Origin of the sequence: Amycolatopsis sp. SB7-3 (assembly GCF_041021335.1) — a bacterium.
In the GTDB taxonomy this organism is placed as follows: Bacteria; Actinomycetota; Actinomycetes; order Mycobacteriales; family Pseudonocardiaceae; genus Amycolatopsis; species Amycolatopsis japonica.
In genome coordinates, this window is sequence record NZ_JBFPJQ010000006.1 from 215,418 (window position 1) to 239,560 (window position 24,143).

Genomic DNA, 24,143 nt, shown 5'->3' on the forward strand with positions numbered 1-24,143 from the left:
GTCGTGGCGATCAGGCGGCGGCGGTCTCCTCGGCCAGCCGCTCGTTGCCCGACTGGGTCTTGAGCGGCTTGTGCTTGAGGAAGGCGACGGCGACGATCACCAGCAGCGCGATCGGCGCGCTGATCAGGAACAGCTCGCTGGTCGCCTCCCCGTAGGCCTCGCGGACGACGTTCGCGACCGGTTCGGGCAGCGTGGCGATGTTCGGCACCGCGCCGCCCTCGCCACCGCCGGGCAGCGGCCCGAGCTTTTCGCTCATCAGCGCGACGACCCGGTTCGCGAGCACCGCGCCCAGCGCGCTCACGCCGATCGAGCCGCCGAGGCTGCGGAAGAACGACAGCGTCGAGGTCGCCGTGCCGAGGTCGTGCGCGTCGACGTCGTTCTGCGACACCAGGACGAGGTTCTGCATCAGCATGCCGACGCCGACGCCCAGCAGCACCATGTACGCGCCCAGGATGACCAGGTTCGTCTTCGCGTCGATCGTGCCCAGCAGCGCCAGGCCTGCCGTCATCAGCGTCGCGCCGAGCAGCAGGTGGCTCTTCCACTTGCCGGTGCGGCTGATCAGCTGACCCGAAACCGTGGACGACACGAGGATGCCGAAGATCATCGGCAGGCTCAGCAATCCGGCCACCGTCGGCGATTTGCCGAGCGACAGCTGGAAGTACTGCGACAGGAACACCGTCCCGCCGAACATCGCGACACCGACGAGGAAACTCGCGAGGGTGGTCAGGGTGACCGTGTGGTTGCGGAACAGGGTCAGCGGCAGGATCGGCTCGGCCACCTTCGACTCGACGTAGACGGCGAGCGCGAGGATGACGACGCCCGCGGTCACCAGGCCGACCGTCCACCACGAGCTCCACGCGAACTGGTGCCCGGCCAGCGAGGACCAGACCAGCAGTGTCGAGACACCGGCCATGATCAGGAACGCGCCGAGGTAGTCGACCTTCACGTCACGCCGGATCGTCGGCAGGTTCAGGGTGCGCTGCAGCAGCAGGATCGCCGCGATCGCGAACGGGACCCCGAGGAAGAAGCACCAGCGCCAGCCGAGCCACGACGTGTCCACCATGACCCCGCCGATCAGCGGGCCCGCGATGGTCCCGACGGCGAACACGGCGCCGAAGATCCCCGAATACTTCCCGAGTTCACGCGGCGAGACGATGGCCGCCATGATCACCTGCGCGAGCGCGGTGAGCCCGCCCGCGCCGATGCCCTGCGCGACCCGGCTGCCGATCAGGAGCTCGATGTTGCCGGCGAACCCGGCGACCAGCGAACCGACCACGAACAACCCGAGCGAGAGCTGGATCAGCAGCTTCTTGTTGTACAGATCGGAAAGCTTGCCCCAGAGCGGCACCGTCGCGGTCATCGCGAGCAGTTCGGTGGTGACCACCCAGGTGTAGGAGGCCTGCGAGCCGCCGAGTTCGGAGACGATCCGCGGCAACGCGTTCGCCACCACCGTCGAGGCGAGGATGGCGACGAACATGCCCATCATCAGCCCCGACATCGCTTCGAGGACCTGTTTGCGGCCCATCGAGCCCGCCGGGGCCTCCGGTTCTCGTGGTTCGGTCGTGGATACGGACATGGTGGTCCCCCTTCGTGTTCCTGTGGTGCCGGGCGCGTCAGCGCGCGCGGCCGCCGGGCTCCGGGAGCCCGGCGAGAAGCAGTTCGACGGCGTCGTCGAGCAGGTCGAGCGCGGACATCCGGCCGTCGTGCTGATACCAGAGCATCAGCACGGCGTTGACCGCGCCGCCGAGCGTGGACAGCACCAGCGACGGATACAGATCGGCCTTCGGATCCACGCCCGTGCGGCGGGCGATCGCCTCGATCATCGGCGCGATGGTGTCGTGGTTCATCGCCACCGCGCGCGAATGCAGGGTGGCGTTCTCCTGAATGGCCTTCATGCGGCCGAGCCACTCTTCGCGGTTCTCGTCGACTTGGGCGAAGTCCTCCTTCAGCGCGTCGACGAAAGCGCGCGGAGTGCTGACTTCCTTCGGCGTGGCAAGGAACTTCTCGATGGTGCGCCGGGTCCGCTCCGCGGTGTCGGCGTGCGCGATGACCACAGCGTCCTCTTTGGACGCGAAGTAGTTGAAGAACGTGCGCGGTGAAACCCCCGCGGCCGCGCTGATGTCCTCGACCGTCACCTGGTCCAGGCCGCGTTCGGCGACGAGCCGGACGGCGGTGGTCGCCAGCGCGCGGTGGGTTTCCAGCCGCTTGCGCTCGCGGAGACCTTTGACGGGTTCGGGCATGGGCACCACGATACGCGCAAAGATGCAGATACTGCAAAATTGCAGTTTGTGAACCGTGCCACTGCCGGCCGGCGCCGGGCCGCCTGGCAGACTGCGGCGGGTGAGCGGAACGGTGCTGGTACTGGGCGGACGCAGCGAGATCGGCCTCGCGGTCGCGGAACGGCTCGCCAAGGGCGGGGCGCGCCGGATCGTGCTGGCCGCGCGACGGAGCACGGACCTCGGAGCGGAGTCCGAGCGGCTGCTGGCCGCGGGCGCGGAGACCGTCGACGCCGTCGAGTTCGACGCCGACGACCTCGCCGCGCACGGGCCGTTCCTGCAGAAGGTCGTCGCGGAACACGGGCCGCTCGACGTCGTCGTCACCGCCTTCGGGATCCTCGGCGACCAGGCGCGTGCCGAAGCGGACGCCGGACACGCCGTCGCGATCGTGCACACCGACTATGTGGCTCATGTGAGTGTGCTGACGCATGTGGCCAATGTGCTTCGTGAGCAAGGAAACGGCAGCCTCGTGGTCTTCTCTTCGGTCGCCGGGGTGCGGGTCCGGCGGGCGAACTACGTCTACGGATCGGCGAAGGCGGGCCTCGACGGTTTCGCGAGCGGGCTGGCCGACGCCCTGCACGGCACCGGTGTACGGCTGCTGCTCGTCCGGCCCGGCTTCGTGATCGGCCGGATGACCGAGGGCATGTCGCCGGCGCCGTTCTCCAGCACCCCCGATCAGGTCGCCGACGCGACGGTCGCCGCGCTCCGGAAGCGCCGGGGAACGGTGTGGGTGCCGGGACTCCTGAGGCCCATGTTCGCGGTGATGCGCGTGGTGCCACGCGCGATCTGGCGGCGCATGCCCCGCTAGGGAAGCGCTACGCGGTCGGTCCGGCACTCGGTGTCGCGATCGGCTGTCTGCTTGATCACTTCGAATGGTCCGAACGGGCTTTAAGACCCGCTTATGACACGTTTCTCAGGTAATTCCCAGCTAACGCGGTGATCCTCGAATGCGGGGGATCATTCACGGAAGCGGGGAGAAGGTCGTGCTGCTCACGTCGCGAGGACGGCGGATCGGCGGCCGTGTCGCACTGGGCCTGGTGTCGACGGCGGTCTTGGGGGTCACGGGTTTCGCGTGGACCCAGCTGAGCCGTTTGGACGAAGCGATCGTCACGGCCGACGTGATCGCCCCCTCCGCGCAGGTACCCGACGGCCCGGCGGGCGAACCGCTGAAGGTGGCACAGAACATCCTGCTCGTCGGAATCGACTCCCGGACCGACGCCAACGGGAACCCGTTGCCGCGGAACGTCCTCGACGCGTTGCACGCCGGGAGCGGCGACGACGGCGGCGACACCACCGACACCATGATCGTGGTCCACATCCCGGCGGGCGGGGCGGGCGCCACGGCCATCTCCATCCCGCGTGATTCCTATGTGGACATCGCGGGCGGGTTCGGCAAGCACAAGATCAATTCGGCGTACAGCCGCGGCAAGAACGCCGCGATGAACACGCTGCGTGCGCAGGGCCTGTCCGGTCCGCAGCTCGAGGTCAAGGCCAACGAGGCGGGCGCCAAGCTCACGATCCAGACGATCGAGCAGTTCACCGGCCTGTCCATCAACCACTACGCCGCCGTCAACCTCGCCGGGTTCTCCGCGCTGAGCGAAGCCGTTGGCGGTGTCGAGGTCTGCCTCAACAACCCCGTGCAGGACAAGTTCTCCGGTGCGTCGTTCCCGGCGGGCAAGCAGTTGCTTTCGGGCCCGCAGGCGCTGGCCTTCGTGCGGCAGCGGCACGGCCTGCCCAGCGACCTGGACCGCATCGCGCGGCAGCAGGCGTTCCTGTCGAGCATGGCCAAGACCGTCCTCGACGCCGGGACCTTCACCGATCCCACCAGGCTGAGCTCCCTGATCGGCGCGATCCAGGGTTCGGTCGTACTCGACCGCGGCTGGGACGTGCTCGGCTTCGCGCAGCAGCTGCGGGGGATGAGCTCGGGGGCGCTGAAGTTCCAGACGATCCCGGTACAGAGCCTTTCGCTGCCGACGCCGTCCGATGGTGACGCGGTGAAGGTCGATCCGGCCGAGGTGAAGGCGTTCGTGAAGTCCGCGCTGAACGCGACGAGTGTCGCCGCGGTGGGGGATTCGACCGGCGGGATCGGGATCAAGCCGGTGGCGGCCACTTCTTCGCTCGCCGCTCCGCCTTCGTCGTCCGGTTCTTCCACGCCGCCCGCGATGGCCGGCTGCGTGAACTGAGCCTTCCCGGCCGCCTCGAGGAGGGGCCCGGAAAACTCTTCCAAGATTCTTTTGAACCGCATCGAGCCGTCGTCCGTGTCGATGGCGTAGGGGAGTTCCAGAGAGCCTGGAACCCAAGGGTGCAGGGGAGAAAGAAGCATGCTTCGCAATCGAGTTCTGCCGATCGCCGTGCTCGTCACCGCCGGGGCGTTGTCACTCGCCGCCTGTGGTTCGCAGAACACCGCGCTGCCGACGGGACCGGCGCCGGCCGAGCAGGTCTCCGAGGGGTTGTCCTTCCTCGCCGGGACCGCGAAGGCCAACAACGCGCAGCCCAAGACCGGTGACTGGGCAACGGGTTCCGACGGCACGGCCGGCACCGCGGACCAGAACGTCGCGCGCAAATGGGTGCAGCTCAAGGCTTCCAGGGCGGGGAACCTCGATCCGGTGGTCGTCAACGGCGCCGGCCTGACATTGTACCGCTTCGACAAGGACACCGCCAAGCCGTCGAAGTCGACCTGCAACGGTGAATGCGCCAAGACCTGGCCGCCGGTGCTCGTCACTCCCGGCAGCAAGGTTTTCCTCGCCGGGATCAGGAAATCCGCCGTCGGCACGGTCAAGCGCGACGACGGGACCCTTCAGCTGACCCTCGGCGGCTGGCCCGCCTACCGGTTCGCGAAGGACACCAAACCCGGTGACACGCTCGGGCAGGGTGTCGGCGGAACGTGGTTCGGGCTCGCGCCCGACGGCCAGAAGGCGCAGAACGGGCAGCCGGAGGAGACGGCACCGCCGCAGAAGCCCGCGTCCAGCGCGGTTCTCTTCGACGGCAAGAACTTCAGCGACGACGAGCCGTCCCAGGGACTCGCGGGCAAGGGCTGCCAGAACGTCGCCCGCCCGGACGTGACGTCGTCGGTCTCCGCCTCCGGTTCGCTCAAACTCTGGTCCGAAAAGGACTGCAAGGGCAAGTCCCTCGTCATCGACGGTGACGTCAAGGATCTCGCCAAGCTCAAGTTCGACGACACGATCAGCTCGGTCTTCTTCGGTTGACGGACAGCAGAGACGGGAATGGTGTGATGAAACGTCGGTCCGGCTGGGCGATCATGGCGAGCCTGTCTCTGTTCCTCACCGGTTGTGCCGCGACGGTAGGGGGAGCGGCACAACCGGTGGACCCCACCCGCGTCGCGGGGCTCGAGATCACCGACGGCCCCAGCGGGTTCAAACCCGGCGTGCTCGACGCCGGTCTCCCGGTCGTCGGGGGTGACGGCGGCGAGATCGACCGGCTCGCGGCCAACGCCGTCGCCGACGTCCAGCGGTATTGGCGCGAGCATCTGCCCGCGACCTTCGACCGCGAGTTCCGGCCGCTGACCACGCTCGTCTCCTACGACTCGGGCGGCCGCGACCGCGAGATCTGCGGCACCTCGACCGCCGGCCTCGTGAACGCCTTCTATTGCTCGGGGGAAGACGTCGTCGCGTGGGATCGCGGGGAGTTGTTGCCGATGCTCAACGATTCCCTCGGCCCGGCGGCGGTGATGACCGTGCTCGCCCACGAGATCGGTCACGCCGTCCAGTACCGGCTCGGTCTGCCGGGCGCGGCGCCGTCGATCGTCAAGGAACAGCAGGCCGATTGCTACACCGGGGCGTACCTCCGCTGGGTCGCCGAGGACAAGTCGCCCATGTTCCAGGTGTCCACGGGCCGCGGGCTCAACGAGGTGCTCACCGCCCTGTTCCAGATCCGGGACTCCGCGGGGGTCGCCTTCGACGACGACGGGGCGCACGGCAACGCGTTCGACCGGGTTTCCGCGTTCCAGTTCGGGTTCACCGACGGACCCGCGCGATGCGCGAAGATCGACGTGCGGGAAATCGAAGGCCGGAGCACACAGGGCGGATTCGGTTCGGCCGCGGCGAACGTCCGCCTCGACGACCGGCAGGCCCTGGCCGACCTCACCACCAGCCTGCGGCAGGCCTTCCGGCTCGCGGCCACCCCGCCGACGCTCACCACCGGTGCGGCCTGCGGCGTGACGGCGGAGGACGCGCTCGCGTCGTACTGCTCGGAGTCCAACCAGATCAACCTCGACCTCGACGGTCTCGTCCGCATCGGGACCCCGCCGCGCAGGGGGCGGCAGGGAGGCATCGGGGACTTCGCCGCGTTCGCCGAGGTCGCGTCGCGCTACACGCTCGCTGTCCAGCAGGAAGGCGGGTTCCGGCTCGACGGTCCGGTGGCCGCGCAGCGCACCGCGTGTCTCACCGGCTTCTGGGCTTCGACCCTCACGGACGGCGGGGCGCTCACGTTGTCGCCGGGCGACCTCGACGAGGCGATCGCCGAGATGCTGACGCGGAACAGCCTGATCGCGGCGGACGTCCGGGGCCGGACGCTCCCGGCGGGTTTCGCCAGGGTCGCCGCCTTCCGCGACGGTTTCTCGTCCGGCACCCAGGACACCTGCGGCACGAAGTACCGCTAGCCGCCAAGTCCGTGAAGGCCTCCTTCCCTACCCTCAAGGTAGTGAAGGAGGCCTTCACGGACTTGGCCTTCAGATCAGACGAAGGCGCTCTGGCCGGTGATCGCCTTCCCGACGATCAGCGTGTTCATCTCCCGCGTGCCTTCGAACGAATAGATCGCCTCGGCGTCGGTGAAGAACCGCATGATGTCGTTGTCCAGCACGATCCCGTTGCCGCCGAAGATCTCACGGTCCCAGGCGACGACCTCTCGCATGCGCGAGGTCACGAACGCCTTCGCCAGCGACGAGTGCTCGTCCTTGAAGATCCCGGCGTCCTGCAGCCGCGCGAGCTGCACCAGCATGCCCCACGACGCGGTGATGTTGCCGAGGCTCTTCACCAGCAGGTCCTGCACCAGCTGGAACCGCGCGATCGGACGGCCGAACTGCTCGCGTTCCTTGGCGTAGTCCAGCGCGAGTTCGTAGGCGCCGATCATCACGCCCAGCGCCTGCCAGGCCACGCCGCCCCGGGTCGCGCGCAGGATCTCGGCGACGTCGCGGAACGAGTCGATGCCCTGCAGCCGGTTGGCCTCCGGCACCCGGACGTCGGTCAGCGTGATCTCGGCGTTCTCCACGATCCGGAACGCGAATTTGTTCTCGATCTTGACCGGCACGAATCCGGGCGAGTCCTTCTCGACCACGAAACCCTTGACGTTGTTGTCTTCCTCGTCGCGGGCCCACACGATGACCAGGTCGGCGAAGGTCGCGTTGCCGATCCACTTCTTGGCGCCGTTGAGGACCCAGGTGTCGCCCTCGCGCCTCGCCGTGGTGCGCATGCCGCCCGCGACGTCGGAACCGCCGAGCGGTTCGGTCATCGCGAAGGCGCCGATCTTGTCCATCGCCGCCATCGACGGGAGCCAGCGATCACGCTGTTCCTGGCTGCCGCCGGAGTAGATGCTGTACATCGCGAGTCCGTTGTGGACACCGAAGAACGTGGCCACGGACGGGTCGGTGCGGGTCATCTCCATCGCCATCATGCCGCTGAGCAGGTGGCTGGTGGCCGGGAGGTGTTCGCCGTAGCCCTCGTAGGGCAGCCCGGCGAGGCCGAGTTCGCGGAACTTGCCGACGAGTTCGTGCGGGAACTCGCCCTTGGCCCAGTACTCGTTCACCAGCGGCTTGACCTCGGTGCGCATGAAGTCGCGCGTCTTGAGCAGCAGCTTGCGCTCCTCCTCGGGCAGCAGGTCTTCGTAGGCGTAGAAGTCGGCGGTCATGTCAGTTCTCCTCCCTGGCGGCACTGTCCAAAGCGGACAGCACAGCGAGCTGCTTGCGGTCGCGCGTCTCGGCGAGTTCCGAGTACGTGGAGGAGCCGTAAGCGGATTCCACGGCTTCGATGAGCCGTTCCTGTTCTTCGGGGTCTTGCGAGGGCTGCCCGAGGCCCGCCCACATCTTCTTCATCGACTTGCCGATGTGCTCGGCCATGTGCCGGTAGCCGCCGGGGCCGCCGCCCAGATGCGAGCCGAGGAACGGCCCGACCGTCGACCAGCGGATGCCGAGCGAGTTCGTCATCACCGTGTCCAGTTCGGACGGTGACACGACACCCTGTTCCACCAAGTAGATCGCCTCGCGGCTCAGCGCGTTCTGCAGCCGGTTGCCGACGAAGCCGGGGATCTCCTTGCGTTCCACCACCGGGGTGCGGCCGACGAACCGGTAGAACTCCACGGCCCGCTCGACCGACTCGGCACTCGTGCGCTCACCGGGTACGACCTCGACCAGCGGGATCAGATGCGGCGGGTTGAACGGGTGTCCGATGAGGACTCGCGACGCGTCGTCCAGCTCCGCCGCGAACGCCGTCGAGGGGATCGCGGAAGACGAGCTGAGCAACAACGCGTGAGACGATGCTTCGCGGACCAGCGTCGCGAACAGGTCCTTTTTGAACTCGACGTTCTCGGGTCCGTTCTCCTGCACGACGTCCGCGTTCCGGACGGCCTCCGCGACGTCGGCGGCGAGGTGGACGCGAGGGGCGAGTTCCGCGACGGACCGGCCGAGATGCGGGGCGAACGTCTCCAGTGCGTCCGCGACGGCGTCGGCGAGGTCGGGCCGCGGATCCGAGACCTGGACCTCCATGCCGTGCGCGGCGAACAATGCCGTCCACGACAGGCCGATCGTGCCCGCGCCGATCACGGCGGCGGTGCGAAAAGTCATGACCGTGCTCCCTTCAAGTAGTCGAAGACCGGCTTGACCGGGGCGAGCGTCAGGTCGGTGAGGATGTGGCTCGCGGAGACGACCTCCCGCACCGGGAGGTCGGCGAGCGGGGCCAGCACGTGCTGGAACAGCTGCAACCGCGCCGGCCCGGTCCAGGCCTCCTTGACCACGACGTCGGTGATCTCGGTGCGGACCAGCTCGAACACGCGGGGCGAACCGTCGTAGTCCGGGATGGTCTTGAGCATGAACGTCGGCACGGTGATCTGCGCTTCCGCCTCGGCCACGTCCAGCCGGTGGTGCTTGTAGCCCATGGTCGCGGTGGCGACGCGCTGGCTGCCGTAGTCCAGTGTCCCGACGAGCGCGCCGTTCTCGGCGAACAGCCTCGGCGAGCCGATGGTCTTCGGGTAGGCGCTGATCTCGCGGCCGGACGCGGTGGCCGGGAAGTTGTCGAGGTACATCGCGTGCAGGTACTCGCCGCGTTCGCCCTCGAAGCTCACCGGGATCGCTTGCCCGGACTCGGTGTAGGGCCCGTAACCGCTGACGTCGCCCATCTTCATCACCTCGAACCGCACCAGCGGCTCGTCGATCTCCAGCGGCTCCGGCACGACGGCGCGCAGGGCGTCGGCGTCGGTGCGGTAGACGATGTTCAGGTACTCGCGGTTCGTGAACCGGGGCACCACCGGGGCGTACGCGGGGTTGGTGAGCGGCGTGGTCACATGCCGGAGAACGTCCTGCTGCTTCATCTCACTCTCCAGTCCACTGTGGAGCGCGGCGCTCGGCGAAGGCCTGCATGCCTTCGCGGACGTCGGCCGATTTCATCAGCGCCGGGAGCTCCGAACGCTGGGAGGCAAACGCTTGCGCGTCGGGGACGCCGTCCGCCGCGCGGACGATCTTCTTGACCAGTGCCAGCGCCAGGGGAGCGTTGGCGGCGATCCGCTCGGCCAGTTGCAGGGCGACCGCGGCGGCCTCGCCGCTCGGCACGACCCGGTTCACCAGCCCCAGGCTTCCGGCGCGCTCGGCGCCGATCGGTTCGCCGGTGAGCAGGAACTCCATCGCCAGGTGATGCGGGATCCGCTTCGGCAGCCGGATCACACCGCCACCGGCGGCGATCAACCCGCGCTTCACTTCCGGCAGGCCGAACTGCGCGTCCTCGGCGGCGACGATGAGGTCGCAGCCCAGCGCCAGTTCGAACCCGCCGCCCATCGCCCAGCCTTCGACGGCCGCGATCAGGGGCTTCGACAGTTCGGCCTCGGTCAGCCCGCCGAACCCGCGGCCGGGGATCTCGGGCGATTCGCCCTTCAGCGCCGCCTTGAGATCCATGCCGGCGCTGAACGAGCCGTCCGCGCCGGTCAGGACCCCGGCCCGCAACGTGGGATCGGATTCCAGCAGGTCCAGTGCTTCCGCAAGGCCTGCCGCGACGGCGGCGTTCACCGCGTTGCGCGCCTGGGGCCGGTCGATCGTGATCAGCAGTGTGCCGCCGACCCGTTCCGTGCGTACTTCGTTGCTCATGGTTCTTCCTCAGCGAGTGGTGGCGAGTTCGCGCAGGACGTCTTCGGTGTCCTGACCCGGCAGGGGAGCCAGGCGCCGGACGGAACCGGGGGTCGCGGAGAACTTCACCGGGATGCCGATGGTGCGGATCGAGCCCTCGCTCGGGTGCTCGACGACGTCGAGCAGGTGGCCGTCGCGGACGTATTCGTCGTCCTGCGCGTGGTCGAGTTCGAGGACCGGGGCCATCGGGATGCTGTGCTTCGCGCAGACCTCGGTCCATTCCGCGGTGGTCAGCGCCGGGGCGCATTCGGCGATCATCGCGGCCAGTGCCTCGTGGTCGGCGCCGTCGATCGCGTCGCCGTTGACCCGCGGGTCCTCGGCCAGTTCCGGCCGCCCGGCGGCGTGGAAGAAGTCGCGGAAGTTCTGTGGGTTGTACGGGATCACGCAGGCCATGCCGTCCTTGGTGTGCACCGCCTGGTGGCCGGGGTTCATCGACGGACCGAAACCGGTCGGTCCCTCGGCGGGCTCGAAGACGTGCCCGGCGAGATGCTCGACGAGGTTGAACGCGATCAGCGTGTCGGTCATCGGGATCTCGACCCGCTGGCCCTCGCCCGTCCGGTCGCGGTGCACCAGCGCGGCGAGCACGGTGTAGGCGATGGTCAGGGAGGAGACCTTGTCGCCGATGATCGTCGGCAGGTAGACCGGCTTGCCCAGCGCGCGGTTCGCGACGTCGACCAGCCCGGACGACGCCTGCACCGTCTCGTCGTAGGCGGCGTGACCGGCGCGGTCGGAGTCGCCGCGGAAGCCTTGCGCGTGGGCGTAGACCAGGCCGGGGTTGCGCGCGGCGAGGTCGGCGTAGTTCATGCCGAGCCTGCTCAGCGCGCCGGGGCGCATGTTGGTGATCAGCACGTCGGCGGTGTCGATCAGCTTGAGCGCCTGCTCGCGTTCCTCTTCGTCCTTGAGGTTGAGGGCGACGCTGCGCTTGTTGCGGTTCACGTTCAGATTGAGCGCGGTCATGCCCGGCGTCGTCCGGAACCTGCCCACCCGCACGGTGTCGGCGGGGGACTCGATCTTGATCACGTCGGCGCCCAGGTCGCCGAGGATCTGCGCGGCGTACGGGCCCATGACGACCGTCGAGAGGTCGATCACGCGAACGCCGTCCAGTGGTCCGGTGGCGGTGTGAGTCATTGTGCTTCCCTTCGCCGTTGTTCGCTCTACAACCGAAGTTAGGCGCGAATTGCGGGAAAGGGAATGATCAAGAAAAGCAGAATGGTATGACCACGGTGGTCATACCATTCTTCAGGTCGAAAGCGGTTCGGCGAAGATCTCGCGGACCCCGGCCACGAGTTCGGCGAGGTCGCCCTCCTCGCCGCGGTCGCGCCGCCAGACCAGGGCGGTCTCCAGCTGGGGGCGGAAATCGGCGAACGGCAGGATGGTCGCGCCGTCGACCAGGAACAGATGCATCGGGCTGGCCGGATCGAGCATCGTGATCGAGAACGAAGAACCGTTCGCCACCAATTCGGAAATGCCCGAATATTCGGTTCCGCCGACCTTGAGCCTTTTCTTGATACCCGCTTTCGACAGGGTGTGGTCCATATCGTCCGAATAGGCCGGAATGCTCTCCGACGCCGACGGGATGTAGGACAGATCACGTAATTCGGCGAGGTCCACCGTTTCCCGTCCGGCGAACCGGGCGGCCGGGACGACCGCGCCGAGCCGCTCCACCTGCACCGGGATGATCTCCAGCGCGGGATCGGTCACCGGCATCCGGACCAGCGACAACGCCAGCTTGCCCTCGTGCACCGCGGCGACCAGATCGGGGGTCGTGCCCGGCCAGCGCTTGAGCTCGAAGCGGTCGTGACAGCGTTCTTCGAGCCGTTTGACCCGCTCGCGCAAAGCCGGGTGCACGCCGGCGGGGATGCCGACGAACACGGTGCTCCGCCGGGGTTTCACCGCTTCCTGCAGCCGCCAGGGGATCGCGTTGACCTGTTCGAGGACGTCCCGCGCGATGGGCAGCAGCGCGGAACCCGCCGCGGTGAGCGTGACGTGGTGCGTGCTGCGGTCGAACAGCCGGTGGCCCAGTTCGTGTTCGAGATCCTTGATGCGCTGGCTCAGCGGGGAGGCGGCCATATGCAGTTTGCGGGCCGCCTGGGAGAAGTTCAGTTCCTCGGCGACGGCCACGAAATACCGCAGGTGCAACATCTCCACCCGGTCACCCTAACCGCAGAGCCACCGTGAACGCGGCTCCGCCTTCCGGCGCCGGGCCCGCCGTCAGCGTACCGCCCATCCGGGTGACCAGGCCGTGCGCCAGCGCGAGCCCGATTCCCGAACCGACCGGACGGCTGTCGCGGTAGCGCCGGTTCAGCACCCCGCGCTCGAACGCGACCGGGTAGTCCTCCGGCGCCAGACCCGGCCCGCCGTCGCGCACCGCCAGCCGGGCTTGACCGCCGGCCGCGACCAGCGAGAACACGATCGGCGCGCCCGCCGGGGTCACGCGCAGGGCGTTCTCGGCCAGTCCGTCGACGACCTGGCGGAGCCGCCGCGGGTCGGCGATCACCGGCACCTCGCCGGGCGGCCGCTCGACCACCAGCGTGACGTCCTGCCGCGCGCACCGCAGCCGCCAGACGTCCGCGCATTCGTCGACCAGCGCGGCGAGATCGAGCCGCGCCGCGTCGAGGCGGAACTCGTCCGCGCCCAGCCGCGCCAGCTCCAGCAGATCGCTGACCAGTCGTTCCAGGCGTTCCGCCTCGCGATGGATGGTCCGCCCGGCGCGGCGCGCGTCCTCGCCTTCGGCCACGCCGTCACCGATCGCCTCGGCGAATCCGGTGACGGCGGTCAGCGGCGTCCGCAGTTCGTGCGACACCGAAAGCAGGAACTCGCGCTGCCGCGCCTCGCTGTACTGCAGCGCGTCGGCCAGCTCGTTGACCGCTTTCGCCACGTCCGCGACCTCGGACGGGCCTTCCACCGGAACCCGCAGGTCACGACGCCCGGCGCGCATCCCGCTCGCCACCGACGCGACCCGGCGCAGCGGCCGCGACAGCATCCGGCTCAGCACCAGCCCGGCGATCGCGGCGACCGCCAGCCCGGCGCCGAGCGCGAGCACGGTGTTGCGCACCAGCGTCCGGCCACGCGCCTCGCCGATCTCCGTCGCCTGGACGAGCGCGAACGCGGCCCCCTTGGCGCCCACGGTGCGGACTTCGACCAGGTACTGCCGTCCCTCGACGAGCACCGTGGCCGAGCCGGTGCGGGTCAGGCCCGCCTTGGTGGCGGCGATCGCCGCTTCCGTCCCGGCGCCGCCGAGTGTCCCGTTCGGACGGCGGACGACGACGTCGATCCCTTGCCCGCGCACGACTTCGGCGACCTTTCCGACGCTGAGCCGGTTGCCGATCCCGGTCTCGTCCAGCTGGCTCGCGACCACGTCGGCCTGTGCCGAGAGCGACTGCCGGAGCACGTCGGTGCCGGTGGTGCGGATGAGCCGGGCCGCGACCAGCCCGGCGACCACCACCGCGACCGCGGCGATCGCGAGGCAGACCACGGTGATCCGCAGCGCGAGCGACGTCCGGTTCATCCGGCGTCCGCCGCGTAGCCGATCCCGCGGACCGTCCTGATCGGACTGTGCTCGCCCAGTTTCCCGCGCAGCTGGGCGATGTGGACGTCGACGGTCCGCGTGCCCGCCGACGCCGCGTACCCCCAGACGGAACTGAGCAGCTGCTCGCGGCTGAACACCTGGCCCGGCCGTCGAGCCAGATGGGTCAGCAGATCGAACTCGGTCGACGTCAGCGCGATCTCGGCACCGCCCGCCCAAACACGACGCTGCGTGACGTCGACCCGGACGTCGCCCGCGGTGTAGGTCTCGGTGGGCGACGGCGCCCCGGCGGCCCGGCGCAGCACGGTCCGGACCCGCGCCGAGAGTTCACGCGGGCTGAACGGTTTCGTCAGGTAGTCGTCCGCGCCGATCTCCAAGCCCAGCAAGCGGTCCAGCTCGTCGTCGCGTGCGGTCACGAACAGCACGGGCGTCCAGTCGCCGTCCGCGCGCAGCGTCCGGCAGATCTCGATACCGTCCATTCCGGACAGTCCGATGTCGAGCACGATCGCGACCGGGCGCGTCCGCCGGATCGTGGCCAGTGCCGCGCCGCCGTCCGCCTCCACGTGCACGCCGAACCCGTCCCGCCGCAGGTACAGCGAGGAGAGTTCGGCGATCGCGGGGTCGTCCTCGACGACCAGCACCAGCCCGCGTCCCGGTTGTGTCGTCACCGGCCGATCCTGTCACGGGGCCGGGTCGCCGGCCATGTCCTGTTCGATCGAGTCGAGGGTGTGCTGGACGTCGCTCAGCTCACCCGGCGCCGGACTCGACGCGGGCTCGTCGTCTGTGCACGCGGCCGTGCCGAACAACGCGAGCGCGGTCAAACCCGCGGCCAGGAGGCGTTTCACTTGCCCGCCTTGCAGTGCGCCCCGGCGAACGCGTCGAGCTTCTGCTTGGCGGCGGTGAGTTCGGGAAGCCGTCCGCTGCGCTTGTCGGCGCGCTTCTGGAGCCTGTCGGCGGTGTCGTTGTGGCCCTTCTTGCGCTGGCCCTCGGCCCTGGCCTTGAGGTTCGCGACCGAACCGCGGACCTCGGGGCCGCCGTTGATGCGTTCGGTGAGCTTCGTGGTGCGCTGGGTGAGCTTGGGCAGCCATTCGGCGCACAGCGTCTGGGACTCTTCGGGGCTCAGGGTGATCGGCGCCTGGGCCGAGGCGGCGGGGGCGAGCGCGACGAGGCCGGCGGCGGTGAGGCAGACGGCGATGGTGTGTTTCAGCATGCGAAGAGCGTGGCGCGGCCGGATACGAGGAATGTGGGGGAAATGTTCGGGTTTTGTAAGCGATACTCGGACGATGGGGCTCAAGACCTTGACCGCCACCGTCGTGGCGACACTGCTGTTCACCGCCGCACCAGCCGTCGCGTCACCCGCGTTCGTCCTGCGTGACGGCGTCAGCGCGCCGGTGTTCTCCTACGAGAAGGCCATCCGGGAGACCGCCTGGGTGGAGACCGGCCAGGACCTCGACCGCGACGGGCAGGTGGACCGCGTCGCCGCCGACATCATCCGCCCGGCGGAACCGGCCGCGCGAGGGCAGCGCGTCCCGGTGATCATGGACGTCAGCCCGTACTTCGAAAAGGTCGGGCGCGGCAACGAGCGCCAGCCGAAGACGTACCTCCCCGACGGCACGCCCTCGCAGTTCCCGCTCTTCTACGACAACTACTTCGTCCCGCGCGGATACGCGGTCGTGCTGGTCGACGTCGGGGGCACCAATCGCTCGTCCGGGTGCTTCGACGACGTCGCGTCCGGCAACGGCGTCGTGAACTGGCTCAACGGGCGCGCCCAGGCCTTCCGCACGCCGTTCGGGCCCGAGCGGGTCCGCGCGGACTGGGCGAACGGATCGGTCGGCGCGATCGGGAAATCGCAGGACGGCGCGACGGCGATCGGGATGGCCGCGTCCGGGATCGAGGGTTTGAAGACGATCGTGCCGATCGCGGGGGTCAGTTCGTACTACGAGGTGCACAACTCCCACGGCGCTTACTTCGGGTGGGCGGGCGGCGCCGGGTTCTACAACGAGCGTGCCGAGAAGCTGTGCCGTCCGTTCGAAGAGGACAACGCGCGGCGCGCGGGGACGGACGGGAACTTCAACGAGTACTGGCGCGGGCTCGACTACGTCGCGAAGACCGGCAAGGTGCGCGCGAGCGTTTTCGCGTCCATGGGCTTCCACGATCTCAACGTCAACCCGATCCAGTTCGGGCCGTGGTGGGAGGCGCTGAACGCCCACGGTGTGCCGCACAAGGCGTGGCTGCACCAGGCGGCGCACGTCGACCCGTTCGACCTCGACCGGTCGCTGTTCGTGCGGACGCTGCACCGCTGGTTCGACCGCTGGCTGCTCGGCGTCCGCAACGGCGTCGAGACCGAACCCGCGATCCGCGTCGAGCACACGCCGGACCGCTGGACCGACGAACGCCGCTGGCCACCGGTGACGGGGACGCGCGTGATGTGGCCATCGGTGGCGGGCGGGCTGGGGAATCGCCCGTCGCCGGGCACGGCTTCGGTGACCGACGATCCGGCGCGCGGAGCGTCACAGTGGGTGGAGAACCCGGCGCAGCCCAGCCCGGATCGGGTCGTCTTCGCCGGTGAACCCGTGCGAGTGGACACGCGCGTGGCCGGGACCGCCACCGTGACGGTGACCGCCCGTTCGGACAAGCCGAGCGCGCGGCTCGGCGCGGTGCTGGTGGATTACGGGCCCGCGACCGTGCGGAACACGACGTGGCCGGCGCTCGGCACGAAGGACCTGACGACCCGCTCCTGCTGGGGCGCGGGCACCGCCGCGGACACCGGCTGCTTCCTCGACACCGTCGCCGATCTGACCACTGTGGACAGACAGATCGTCGCGACCGGATGGGCGGACCTCGGCCATCACCGGTCACTGTGGCGGGGTGAGCCGCTCGTGCCGGGTAAGGCGTACACGATGACGTTCCGGCTGAGCAGCCTCGACCACGTCGTCCCGGCGGGGCACCGGCTGGCGCTCGTGCTGGGCGGGACCGATGGGGACATGTTCGATCCGGCGCTGCCCGCGCTCGGCTCCCGGGTGACGTTCGAACTGGGCGGGACTTCGCTCTCGGTACCCATCGCCCGCGTTTAGTCCTCTGAATGCGAGAGGGGAGGGGCGTCGTCTGGCTAAGGTCGTAACCATGAGCCTGCCCGACTTCTGGCTGCGCCGGCCCGCCGTCCCGGCGTCGGCCGCGCTGCGCGGGCGGTTCGACGCGCTGCTGGACGAAGCGCTCGCGGCCGGCCCCGACCGGCCTGTCGCCTACCACGTCGACGCGCCGAAATGGCAGTTCCTGTGCCACGTCGCCGACCGCGCGGATTTCGTCCTGCACGGCTCGGGCGACCCGGGTATCCCCGAATTCGTCCCGCGCCGTCCGCCGGACATCACGGAGTTCGGCAGCAGGCACGCGGTGTTCGCGGCGGCCGACGGGATCTGGCCGATGTTCTACGCGATCCTCGATCGCGACAGCGCGCCGGTGTCGATGTGCAACGCGTGCGTGCGGGCCAGTGGTGAGGCCCGCTACCACTTCTCGATCAGCGCGCCCGCCTTTGCGCGGCGGCCGTGGCGGACAGGAACGGTGTACCTGCTGCCGTCCGCGACCTTCGACCTGGAACCGGCGGACGGGGACATCCGGCCGACCCAGGCCGCCAGCCCGGTACCGGTCCGGCCGGTCGCCAAACTCACCGTCGGACCAGAGGACTTCCCCTTCCTCCACGACGTCCACGGCCACGACGACGCGGAACTGCTCGCCAGAGCGGCCGCCTCCCTGGATGGCTTTCCCTGGCACGAACCCCGGTGAAGGAGAACGCATGGCGAAGATCCAGCGCATTTCCGTCCACGGCCACACGAGCGCGAGCCCCGATGCCGTCTACGCGCTCCTCGTGGACCGCGAGCATTGGCCCGACTGGTCGCCCATGGGCTCGTTCCGCCTGCTCGACAAGGGCGACGCCAACGGTCTCGGCGCCATCGGCGTCTTCAGCACCAACGGCGTCAACAGCTGCGAAGAGGTCATCGCGCTCGAACCCGGCAAACGCTTCGGCTACTCGCTGAAGAAGGGGCTCCCGGTGCGGGACTACCGCGCCTACGTCGACCTCACCCCCGAGCGGAACGGCACCGCGATCCACTGGCATTCCACGTTCACCGCCAAGATCCCGGGCACCGGCTGGTTGTATCGCCGCTTCCTCGGCCACTTCATCGGGCGCATGGTCGCGAGCCTCGTGGCGCGCGCCTCGCGCGGCGCACCATAAAGTAGGCGCATGGCAGCCCCACGACGCACGCAGGAGGAACGCAGCGCCGCGATGCGCGTCAGGCTGCTCGACGCCACGATCGACTGTCTCGTCGAGTACGGCTACGCGGGCACCACGACCACCCGCGTCGCGGACCGCGCCGGGGTGACCCGCGGCGCGCAGGTGCACCACTTCCCGACCAAGACCGACCTCGTCACCTCGGCGATCCGGCATCTCGCGGCCAAACGCACCGAGGTCGCGATGGCGGAGATCGACCGGCTAAAGGCCTCGGCCGACCCGGTCGGGGACGCGTTGCAGCTGCTGTGGGAGATGCACCAGGGCCCGGTCTTCTCGGCGACCGTCGAGCTGTGGGTGGCGTCGCGGACCGACGCGGAACTGCGCGCCCAGATGGCGGTGGTCGAGCCGATCGCGACGAGCAGCCTGGTCGAGTTCGGCAAGGCCCTGCTGCCGGACCATTCGGCGCATCCGGAGTTCCTGCACGCGGTGTACACGGCGATGGACGTCGTCCGCGGCATCCTCATCGCCAGCTGGGCGACCCGCGACCAGACCGAATTGGAGGCGCGCTGGGAGCGCGGCCGCCGCCATCTGATCCTGCTGTTCGAGGCGTTGATGCAGCCCGCTCCCTCTCGTTGAGCGTGTTACTCTCCCCGGGAGAGTGAGGAGGTCACGTGCTCGGAAACCCGTACGACCCCGACTGCCCGACCCGCGCGCTGCTCGACCGCATCGGCGACCAGTGGACCGTGCTGATCGTCGGCGTGCTCGGCGACGGCCCGCTCCGGTTCACCGAGATCGGCAAACGCGTGCGCGGCATCTCGCAGAAGGTCCTCACCCAGACCCTGCGCAGCCTCGTCCGCGACGGGATCCTGACGCGCACCGCGTATCCGGAGATCCCTCCGCACGTGGAGTACGAGCTGACCGCCCTCGGCCGCAACCTCGCCGAACCGCTCGAGATGCTCGACAAGTGGGCCCGGGTCCACATGGGCGAGGTGCTCGACGCCCGCAAGAGCTACGACGGTCAGCTCACCGCTTGACCAGACCGGCCTCGTGCGCGAGCAGTCCCGCCTGGGTCCGGTTCGCGCAGCCCAGCTTGACCAGCATCCGCGACACGTAGCTCTTCACCGTCGCCTCCGCCAGGTGCAGCCGCGCCGCGATGTCCGCATTGGACAGTCCTTCGCCGAGACAGGCGAGGACGTCGATTTCGCGTTCGGTGAGCCCTTCGGTCTTCCGGCGCGCGTCGTCCCCGCGACGCCGCCCGTCGGCCGACATCGCCACCAGACGGCGCGCCGCTTCGGGGGAGAGCACCGTATGCCCGTCGGCCGCGACCCGGACCAGCCCGATCAGCTCCTCCGGCGGGGTGGATTTCACCAGGAACCCGGCCGCGCCCGCCCGCAGCGCGCGGATGACGTAGGTATCCGCGTCGAACGTCGTCAGCGCGACGACCGCGGGCGGCTCCGGGAGTTTCGCGATCCGCTCGATGGCGGTCAGCCCGTCGACCCCGGGCATCCGCAGATCCATCAGCACCACGCGCGGCTTGTGCCGGATCACGGCCTCCACCGCCTCGGCGCCGTCCTGTGCCTGCGCGACCACCTCGATGTCGGCCGCGGAGCCGAGGATCGTCCGCAGATGCGCGCAGACCATCGGCTCGTCGTCGACGACGACCACCCGGATCACCGATCCCCTTCCGCCGTCGGGACGTAGGCGGGCAGTATCGCATCGACGCGGAATCCGCCGCCCGGCCGAGGCCCCGCCGCGAACCGGCCGCCGATCAGCTCGACCCGTTGCCGCAATCCGGCCAGCCCGGCGCTCGAACCGCTGCCGGCCAGCGCCGGATCCGGTGGGGCACCCGCGCGCGTGTTCTCCACCGCGACGTCCACACCGTCCGCGTGGTGGCGGAGTTCGACGGTCGCGGACGAGCCCGGCGCGTGTTTGCGGACGTTCGTCAGCGCTTCCTGCACTACCCGGTACGCCGTCCGGGCGACGGTCGGGGAAATCCGCCCGGGGTCGCCACGCACGATCAGTTCGGTCGGGATGCCCACCGACGCCGATTCGGCGACCAGCGTCGCCGGATCGCCCGCCTGGCCCTCGGTCAGGGTGGGCGGCCCGGCGTTCGCGCCGTTGCGCAGCACCCCGACGAGATCACGCAGTTCGTCCAGCGCCAGCGCGCCTTCGCGACGGATGTCCTCGGCGGAGGTCCGCACCGCCTCGTCCGCCGAGACGACGCCGAGCGCGCCGGCGTGCAGCACCATCAGGCTCAACCGGTGCGTGACGACGTCGTGCATCTCCTCGGCCAGTTTCCGCCGCTCCTCGGCACGGGCGCGTTCGGCGAGCAGGTGCTGTTCGCGTTCGGCCCGTTCGGCCCGGTCCCGCAGCGAGCGCAGCAACTGGCGCCGGGCCTCGAAATACAGCGAAAGCGTGGTGGGCAGCGCCGTGCTCAGCAGCCCGAACGGGGTGGTGTTCCAGTGCGCGTCCCACGGCCGGGACGCGCAGACCGCCAGGATCGCGGTCAGCCACAGCAGGGTCCGCCGGTCGATCAGGCGGGCCAGCTGGCTCAGCACCACAGGGGTGATCGTCGGGACGGTCATCAGCGTCAGCTGCCGTTCCGGCACCAGCAGGCCGGGGGAGAGCAGATCCGAGGCGAGCATCAGCAGCCCGCCCGCCACGATCAGGCCCGCGACCAGCCGGGGGAACCGGAACAGCAGGATCAGCGAGAGATCGAGCAGCACCTGCAGGGTGACGCCCGCGGCGGGCCCCGCCCAGCCGGACGTCGGTTCGCCGAACACGTACAGCGTGACGTCCAGGCCTGCGAACGCGAGCGCCGCCAGCGTGAGCCACCCGGTGTCGACCGGGCCCGGCCGGAACGACCTGCTTCTCTCCACCGGATCACGGTAACCACCCGGCGGCCGCGACGGGGTGATCCGCAACTTTCGTCTATCCCATGACCCTCCTTACCCGGTAGCCGGCAGCGAGCGTCTCGGCTGGACTGGAGAACATGAGCATCGCGACCCAGACCGTCCGAACAGGACGGGAGCAGACCTTCGCCCGTCTCCCGGTGCTCGTCGTCGCCACCTTGGCCGGGGCCGCGCTGCTGGCCACGAGCGGCCGCTACGCGCACGGTTTCGACGAGCTGTACTTCCTGATGGCGGGCAAGGAACACCTCGCGTGGGGCTACTTCGACCAGCCGCCGCTGATCCCCGCCCTGGCCGGGGCGATGGACACCCTGTTCCCCGGTTCGCTGGTGATGCTGCGGTTGCCGATGACCCTGGCGGCCGCCGCCGGTGTGGTCGTCACCGCGCTGATCGCCAGGGAACTGGGCGGCGGACGCGGCGCCCAGGTGCTCGCGGCCGGGCTCCACGCGACGTCCGGCGTGATCATCGTCAGTCACTGGATCGGCACCTACGTCTTCGATCCGTTCCTCTGGACGGTGATCGTCTGGCTGGTCGTCCGCTGGGTACGCGTCCGCCGGGACGGGCTGCTGGTCTGGGCGGGCGTCGTCACCGCCGTCTCCCTGCAGACGAAGTTCCTCGTCCCGGCTTTCTGGGTGCTCGCCCTGCTCTCCGCGCTGGTGCTCGGGCCGAGAGAGCTCGTGCGGCGGCCGAAACTGTGGCTCGGCGCGGGAATCGCCGTCGTCGCGACGATCCCGACGTTGCTCTGGCAGGCGCGGAACGGCTGGCCGTATCTGATCATGAACGAGGTCGTCTCGGCGGAATTCCCCGGAACGTGGCCCTTTCTGCGCGACGGCTTCCTGACGGCGGGGATCGGGGCCGGTGTGCTCGCGTTCGTCTACGGCCTCGTCCGGCTGAACCTCTCCCGCGAACTTCGCGGCTATCGCTTCCTGGGGGTGGCGATAGCCGCGCTGATCGTGGCGTTCCTGGTGCTGCACGGACGTTCCTACTATCTGATGGGCGTCTTCGCGCTGCCGTTCGCCGCCGCGGCGACGGGCTTTGCGAAGCACATCCCCCGATGGCGGCCGGTGGCGTGGCCGGTGATGGTGCTTTCGGCGGTGATCACCCTCGCGGGCCTGCCGATCTATCCGGCGACCATGGCCAGGACGAGCTTCGGGCCGATCGCGCTCGGCAGTTCCTTCGCCGGTGGTGAGCTGCCGCAACAGGAATTGGTCAAGGCGGTCGGCGAGGTGTACGCGGCCCTGCCGCCGGATCAGCGCGCACGCACGGCGGTCTACGCCGAGATCTATCCGTTCGCCGCCGCCACGGAGTTCTACGGCAGGCGGTACGGCATCGACCACGTCTACAGTGGACATCGCGGCTACTGGTATTTCGACCGGCCGCCGGATTCGGCGGACGGCGTGCTGTTCCTGGGATTCGATCCGGGGCTGCTCAAGCCATACTTCGCCACGGTGACCCCGGTGGTGGAAGGACTGCTGTGGCGGTACGACGGTAGACGGGGTTCCTGGGACGAGATCTGGCCCAAGCTGGAAAGGCACTGACGATGACCGAACTTTCGTTGCCCGCCAAGGCCTATCTGCTCGCGTGCGACGTCGGCGCGGCCAAGCTGCGCGACCGGGCGCGCGCGGGCCTGCTGATCCGCGGCGCCGCGCTCACCGACCTCGTGCTGCGCGGCCGCGTCACCGACGCGGACGGCCGGGTCGCGGTGACGGGCGCCGGGCCGACCGGGGACCTCGTCCTCGACGAGCTCTTGGCCGAAATCGGCCGGGAGAGCCCGCGCAAGTGGAAGGGGTGGGTGCGCAAGGACGCGCGTGGCACCTTGGAGGCGCTGGAGTCCCAGCTGGACACGGCGGGTGTGATCGACTTGAAGACCGCCCGGATCCTGGGGTTGTTCCCGTCGCGCCGTCCGGTCGTGCGGGATCCGGCCGTCGTGGAAAGGTTGCGGGCCTCGGTCGATCAGGCGTTGCGCGGCCCGGCGCCGGCGTCCGATGTGGACACCGTGGACGCCGCGCTCACCGCGCTGGTGGCCGCGGTGGAGCTCCGCGGTGTCGTTTCGGGCCGGGACAGGCGTCGGTACCGGGACCGGATCGAAGAACTGGGCGAGCGTGGCGGGGACGCGGTCCCCGCGTTGCGGAAGCTGTTCCGGGAGCTACGGGCGGTGCGGGCGTCGGCAGCGTCCTCATCCGGCGGGAGCTGAACCGAACAGCCGGTCGAGGTAGTAGTCCACTGTGGACAACGCCTCTTCCGGTGTGCGGTGCTTCATCACGATGTTGGTGCCCTGGGAATCGGCGAGGGCCCACAGGATCGCGGACTCGTGCATCGGATCGGCCGACTTGTCGACAGTGCCCGCGTCCTGGCCCTGGCGGATCAGGAGGGCGAGCAGCTCGAACAACTGCGGGACGCCGTCGGTGAACGCGGCCGTGAAGGAGGGGTCGGAGATCGCGCGGATGAAGAACGCGACACCCATCAGCCAGTCGCCGCGGCGGCGCTCGTCGAGCGGCAGGATCTCGACCATGATCGCGCGGATGATGGCCTGCGGTGTCGACGGCAGTTCACCGGCCTCCAGCTGGGCCTTGATGCGCTCCTCGTAGACCTGCGAGCGGCGTTCGACGGCGAACAGCAGCATCTCGTCCTTGGTCTTGAAATAGTGCTGCACCAAGCCCATCGACATGCCCGCTTCGGCGGCGACGTGCCGGAGGCTGACTCCTTCGAGGCCCCGCGTGGCCGTCAGCCGCGTCAGCGCCTCGGCGATCTCCGCACGGCGCGCGGCGTGATCCACCTGTTTCGGCACCTTCACCATCCGTTCCGCCGTTTGCAATGCGATCGCATTGCCACTACTGTCCAGGTTATTACGATGCGATCGCATTGT

Annotated in this window: 26 protein-coding genes; 11 read left to right on the forward strand and 15 right to left on the reverse strand. The window is 69.5% G+C overall.

Annotation, left to right across the window (positions count from 1 at the left end; translation table 11 throughout):
- Positions 1–10: 10 nt before the first annotated feature.
- Both AB8M46_RS33725 and AB8M46_RS33730 read right to left on the reverse strand, forming a co-directional pair.
- Positions 11–1,576 carry an MDR family MFS transporter gene (locus AB8M46_RS33725; RefSeq protein WP_394362836.1) on the reverse strand — a complete coding sequence of 522 codons (1,566 nt, stop codon included), beginning with the start codon at positions 1,574–1,576 and terminating at the stop codon, positions 11–13.
- Positions 1,577–1,613: 37 nt separating this feature from the next.
- Complete coding sequence (locus AB8M46_RS33730; protein ID WP_378429323.1) at positions 1,614–2,240, reverse strand: TetR/AcrR family transcriptional regulator; 627 nt, start codon at positions 2,238–2,240, stop codon at positions 1,614–1,616.
- A 100-nt stretch (positions 2,241–2,340) separates the two neighbouring features.
- Here AB8M46_RS33730 and AB8M46_RS33735 point away from each other — a divergent pair, with 100 nt between their 5' ends.
- The 4 genes from AB8M46_RS33735 (at position 2,341) to AB8M46_RS33750 (ending at position 6,894) form a co-directional block, all read left to right on the forward strand.
- On the forward strand, positions 2,341–3,084 hold the full coding sequence (locus AB8M46_RS33735) for an SDR family NAD(P)-dependent oxidoreductase (RefSeq protein WP_394362837.1): 744 nt from the start codon (positions 2,341–2,343) through the stop codon (positions 3,082–3,084).
- 175 nt (positions 3,085–3,259) lie between these two features.
- The gene (locus AB8M46_RS33740; protein WP_394362949.1) at positions 3,260–4,459 is read left to right on the forward strand and encodes an LCP family protein; all 1,200 of its coding nucleotides are present in this window, start codon (positions 3,260–3,262) and stop codon (positions 4,457–4,459) included.
- A gap of 138 nt (positions 4,460–4,597) precedes the next feature.
- Positions 4,598–5,482 (forward strand): hypothetical protein, encoded by an 885-nt coding sequence (locus AB8M46_RS33745; protein WP_394362838.1) that lies wholly within the window; start codon positions 4,598–4,600, stop codon positions 5,480–5,482.
- 26 nt (positions 5,483–5,508) lie between these two features.
- Positions 5,509–6,894: a neutral zinc metallopeptidase gene (locus tag AB8M46_RS33750; protein WP_394362839.1), complete on the forward strand. Its 1,386-nt coding sequence runs from the start codon at positions 5,509–5,511 to the stop codon at positions 6,892–6,894.
- A gap of 74 nt (positions 6,895–6,968) precedes the next feature.
- Here AB8M46_RS33750 and AB8M46_RS33755 read toward each other — a convergent pair whose 3' ends face one another.
- The 10 genes from AB8M46_RS33755 to AB8M46_RS33800 form a co-directional block, all read right to left on the reverse strand.
- Positions 6,969–8,138 (reverse strand): acyl-CoA dehydrogenase family protein, encoded by a 1,170-nt coding sequence (locus AB8M46_RS33755; RefSeq protein ID WP_394362840.1) that lies wholly within the window; start codon positions 8,136–8,138, stop codon positions 6,969–6,971.
- 1 nt (position 8,139) lies between these two features.
- A complete protein-coding gene (locus AB8M46_RS33760; protein WP_394362841.1) occupies positions 8,140–9,069 on the reverse strand; it encodes a 3-hydroxyacyl-CoA dehydrogenase NAD-binding domain-containing protein in 930 nt (309 codons plus the stop codon).
- Positions 9,066–9,812, reverse strand: a complete 747-nt coding sequence (locus tag AB8M46_RS33765) for an acetoacetate decarboxylase (protein ID WP_394362842.1) — start codon at positions 9,810–9,812, stop codon at positions 9,066–9,068. Before AB8M46_RS33765 ends, AB8M46_RS33760 begins: the two co-directional genes overlap by 4 nt.
- Before the next feature lies 1 nt (position 9,813).
- On the reverse strand, positions 9,814–10,578 hold the full coding sequence (locus AB8M46_RS33770) for a crotonase/enoyl-CoA hydratase family protein (RefSeq protein ID WP_394362843.1): 765 nt from the start codon (positions 10,576–10,578) through the stop codon (positions 9,814–9,816).
- A 9-nt stretch (positions 10,579–10,587) separates the two neighbouring features.
- Positions 10,588–11,745, reverse strand: coding sequence for a CaiB/BaiF CoA-transferase family protein (locus AB8M46_RS33775; RefSeq protein WP_037343019.1), 1,158 nt, complete (start codon positions 11,743–11,745; stop codon positions 10,588–10,590).
- A 111-nt stretch (positions 11,746–11,856) separates the two neighbouring features.
- Positions 11,857–12,765 (reverse strand): LysR family transcriptional regulator, encoded by a 909-nt coding sequence (locus AB8M46_RS33780; protein WP_394362844.1) that lies wholly within the window; start codon positions 12,763–12,765, stop codon positions 11,857–11,859.
- Between the two features lie 4 nt (positions 12,766–12,769).
- Positions 12,770–14,125, reverse strand: coding sequence for a histidine kinase dimerization/phospho-acceptor domain-containing protein (locus AB8M46_RS33785; RefSeq protein WP_394362845.1), 1,356 nt, complete (start codon positions 14,123–14,125; stop codon positions 12,770–12,772).
- A complete protein-coding gene (locus AB8M46_RS33790; protein WP_394362846.1) occupies positions 14,122–14,811 on the reverse strand; it encodes a response regulator in 690 nt (229 codons plus the stop codon). Before AB8M46_RS33790 ends, AB8M46_RS33785 begins: the two co-directional genes overlap by 4 nt.
- 12 nt (positions 14,812–14,823) lie before the next feature.
- On the reverse strand, positions 14,824–14,988 hold the full coding sequence (locus tag AB8M46_RS33795; RefSeq protein ID WP_162836901.1) for a hypothetical protein: 165 nt from the start codon (positions 14,986–14,988) through the stop codon (positions 14,824–14,826).
- A complete protein-coding gene (locus tag AB8M46_RS33800; RefSeq protein WP_350578525.1) occupies positions 14,985–15,353 on the reverse strand; it encodes a hypothetical protein in 369 nt (122 codons plus the stop codon). Before AB8M46_RS33800 ends, AB8M46_RS33795 begins: the two co-directional genes overlap by 4 nt.
- Before the next feature lie 73 nt (positions 15,354–15,426).
- Here AB8M46_RS33800 and AB8M46_RS33805 point away from each other — a divergent pair, with 73 nt between their 5' ends.
- The 5 genes from AB8M46_RS33805 to AB8M46_RS33825 are packed head-to-tail and all read left to right on the forward strand — an operon-like array spanning position 15,427 to position 19,402.
- Complete coding sequence (locus AB8M46_RS33805) at positions 15,427–17,217, forward strand: CocE/NonD family hydrolase (protein WP_394362847.1); 1,791 nt, start codon at positions 15,427–15,429, stop codon at positions 17,215–17,217.
- 49 nt (positions 17,218–17,266) lie between these two features.
- On the forward strand, positions 17,267–17,923 hold the full coding sequence (locus AB8M46_RS33810; RefSeq protein WP_394362848.1) for a hypothetical protein: 657 nt from the start codon (positions 17,267–17,269) through the stop codon (positions 17,921–17,923).
- 10 nt (positions 17,924–17,933) lie between these two features.
- A complete protein-coding gene (locus AB8M46_RS33815; RefSeq protein ID WP_394362849.1) occupies positions 17,934–18,371 on the forward strand; it encodes an SRPBCC family protein in 438 nt (145 codons plus the stop codon).
- A 51-nt stretch (positions 18,372–18,422) separates the two neighbouring features.
- Entirely contained in the window at positions 18,423–19,004 is a 582-nt protein-coding gene (locus AB8M46_RS33820; protein WP_016332589.1) for a TetR/AcrR family transcriptional regulator, read from the forward strand.
- A gap of 35 nt (positions 19,005–19,039) precedes the next feature.
- Entirely contained in the window at positions 19,040–19,402 is a 363-nt protein-coding gene (locus AB8M46_RS33825) for a helix-turn-helix domain-containing protein (RefSeq protein WP_037343032.1), read from the forward strand.
- Here AB8M46_RS33825 and AB8M46_RS33830 read toward each other — a convergent pair.
- Together AB8M46_RS33830 and AB8M46_RS33835 are read right to left on the reverse strand one after the other, a co-directional pair.
- Positions 19,392–20,042, reverse strand: a complete 651-nt coding sequence (locus AB8M46_RS33830) for a response regulator transcription factor (RefSeq protein ID WP_125737204.1) — start codon at positions 20,040–20,042, stop codon at positions 19,392–19,394. The genes AB8M46_RS33825 and AB8M46_RS33830 overlap by 11 nt on opposite strands.
- Positions 20,039–21,247: a sensor histidine kinase gene (locus tag AB8M46_RS33835; RefSeq protein WP_394362850.1), complete on the reverse strand. Its 1,209-nt coding sequence runs from the start codon at positions 21,245–21,247 to the stop codon at positions 20,039–20,041. The genes AB8M46_RS33830 and AB8M46_RS33835 overlap by 4 nt, the downstream gene beginning before the upstream one ends.
- A gap of 113 nt (positions 21,248–21,360) precedes the next feature.
- Here AB8M46_RS33835 and AB8M46_RS33840 point away from each other — a divergent pair, with 113 nt between their 5' ends.
- Positions 21,361–22,815, forward strand: a complete 1,455-nt coding sequence (locus AB8M46_RS33840) for an ArnT family glycosyltransferase (RefSeq protein WP_394362851.1) — start codon at positions 21,361–21,363, stop codon at positions 22,813–22,815.
- A gap of 2 nt (positions 22,816–22,817) precedes the next feature.
- A complete protein-coding gene (locus AB8M46_RS33845) occupies positions 22,818–23,471 on the forward strand; it encodes a GPP34 family phosphoprotein (RefSeq protein ID WP_394362852.1) in 654 nt (217 codons plus the stop codon).
- On the opposite strand, the gene AB8M46_RS33850 is transcribed toward AB8M46_RS33845, so the two are convergent.
- The gene (locus AB8M46_RS33850; protein WP_037343040.1) at positions 23,454–24,074 is read right to left on the reverse strand and encodes a TetR/AcrR family transcriptional regulator; all 621 of its coding nucleotides are present in this window, start codon (positions 24,072–24,074) and stop codon (positions 23,454–23,456) included. The genes AB8M46_RS33845 and AB8M46_RS33850 overlap by 18 nt on opposite strands.
- Positions 24,075–24,143 lie beyond the last annotated feature (69 nt).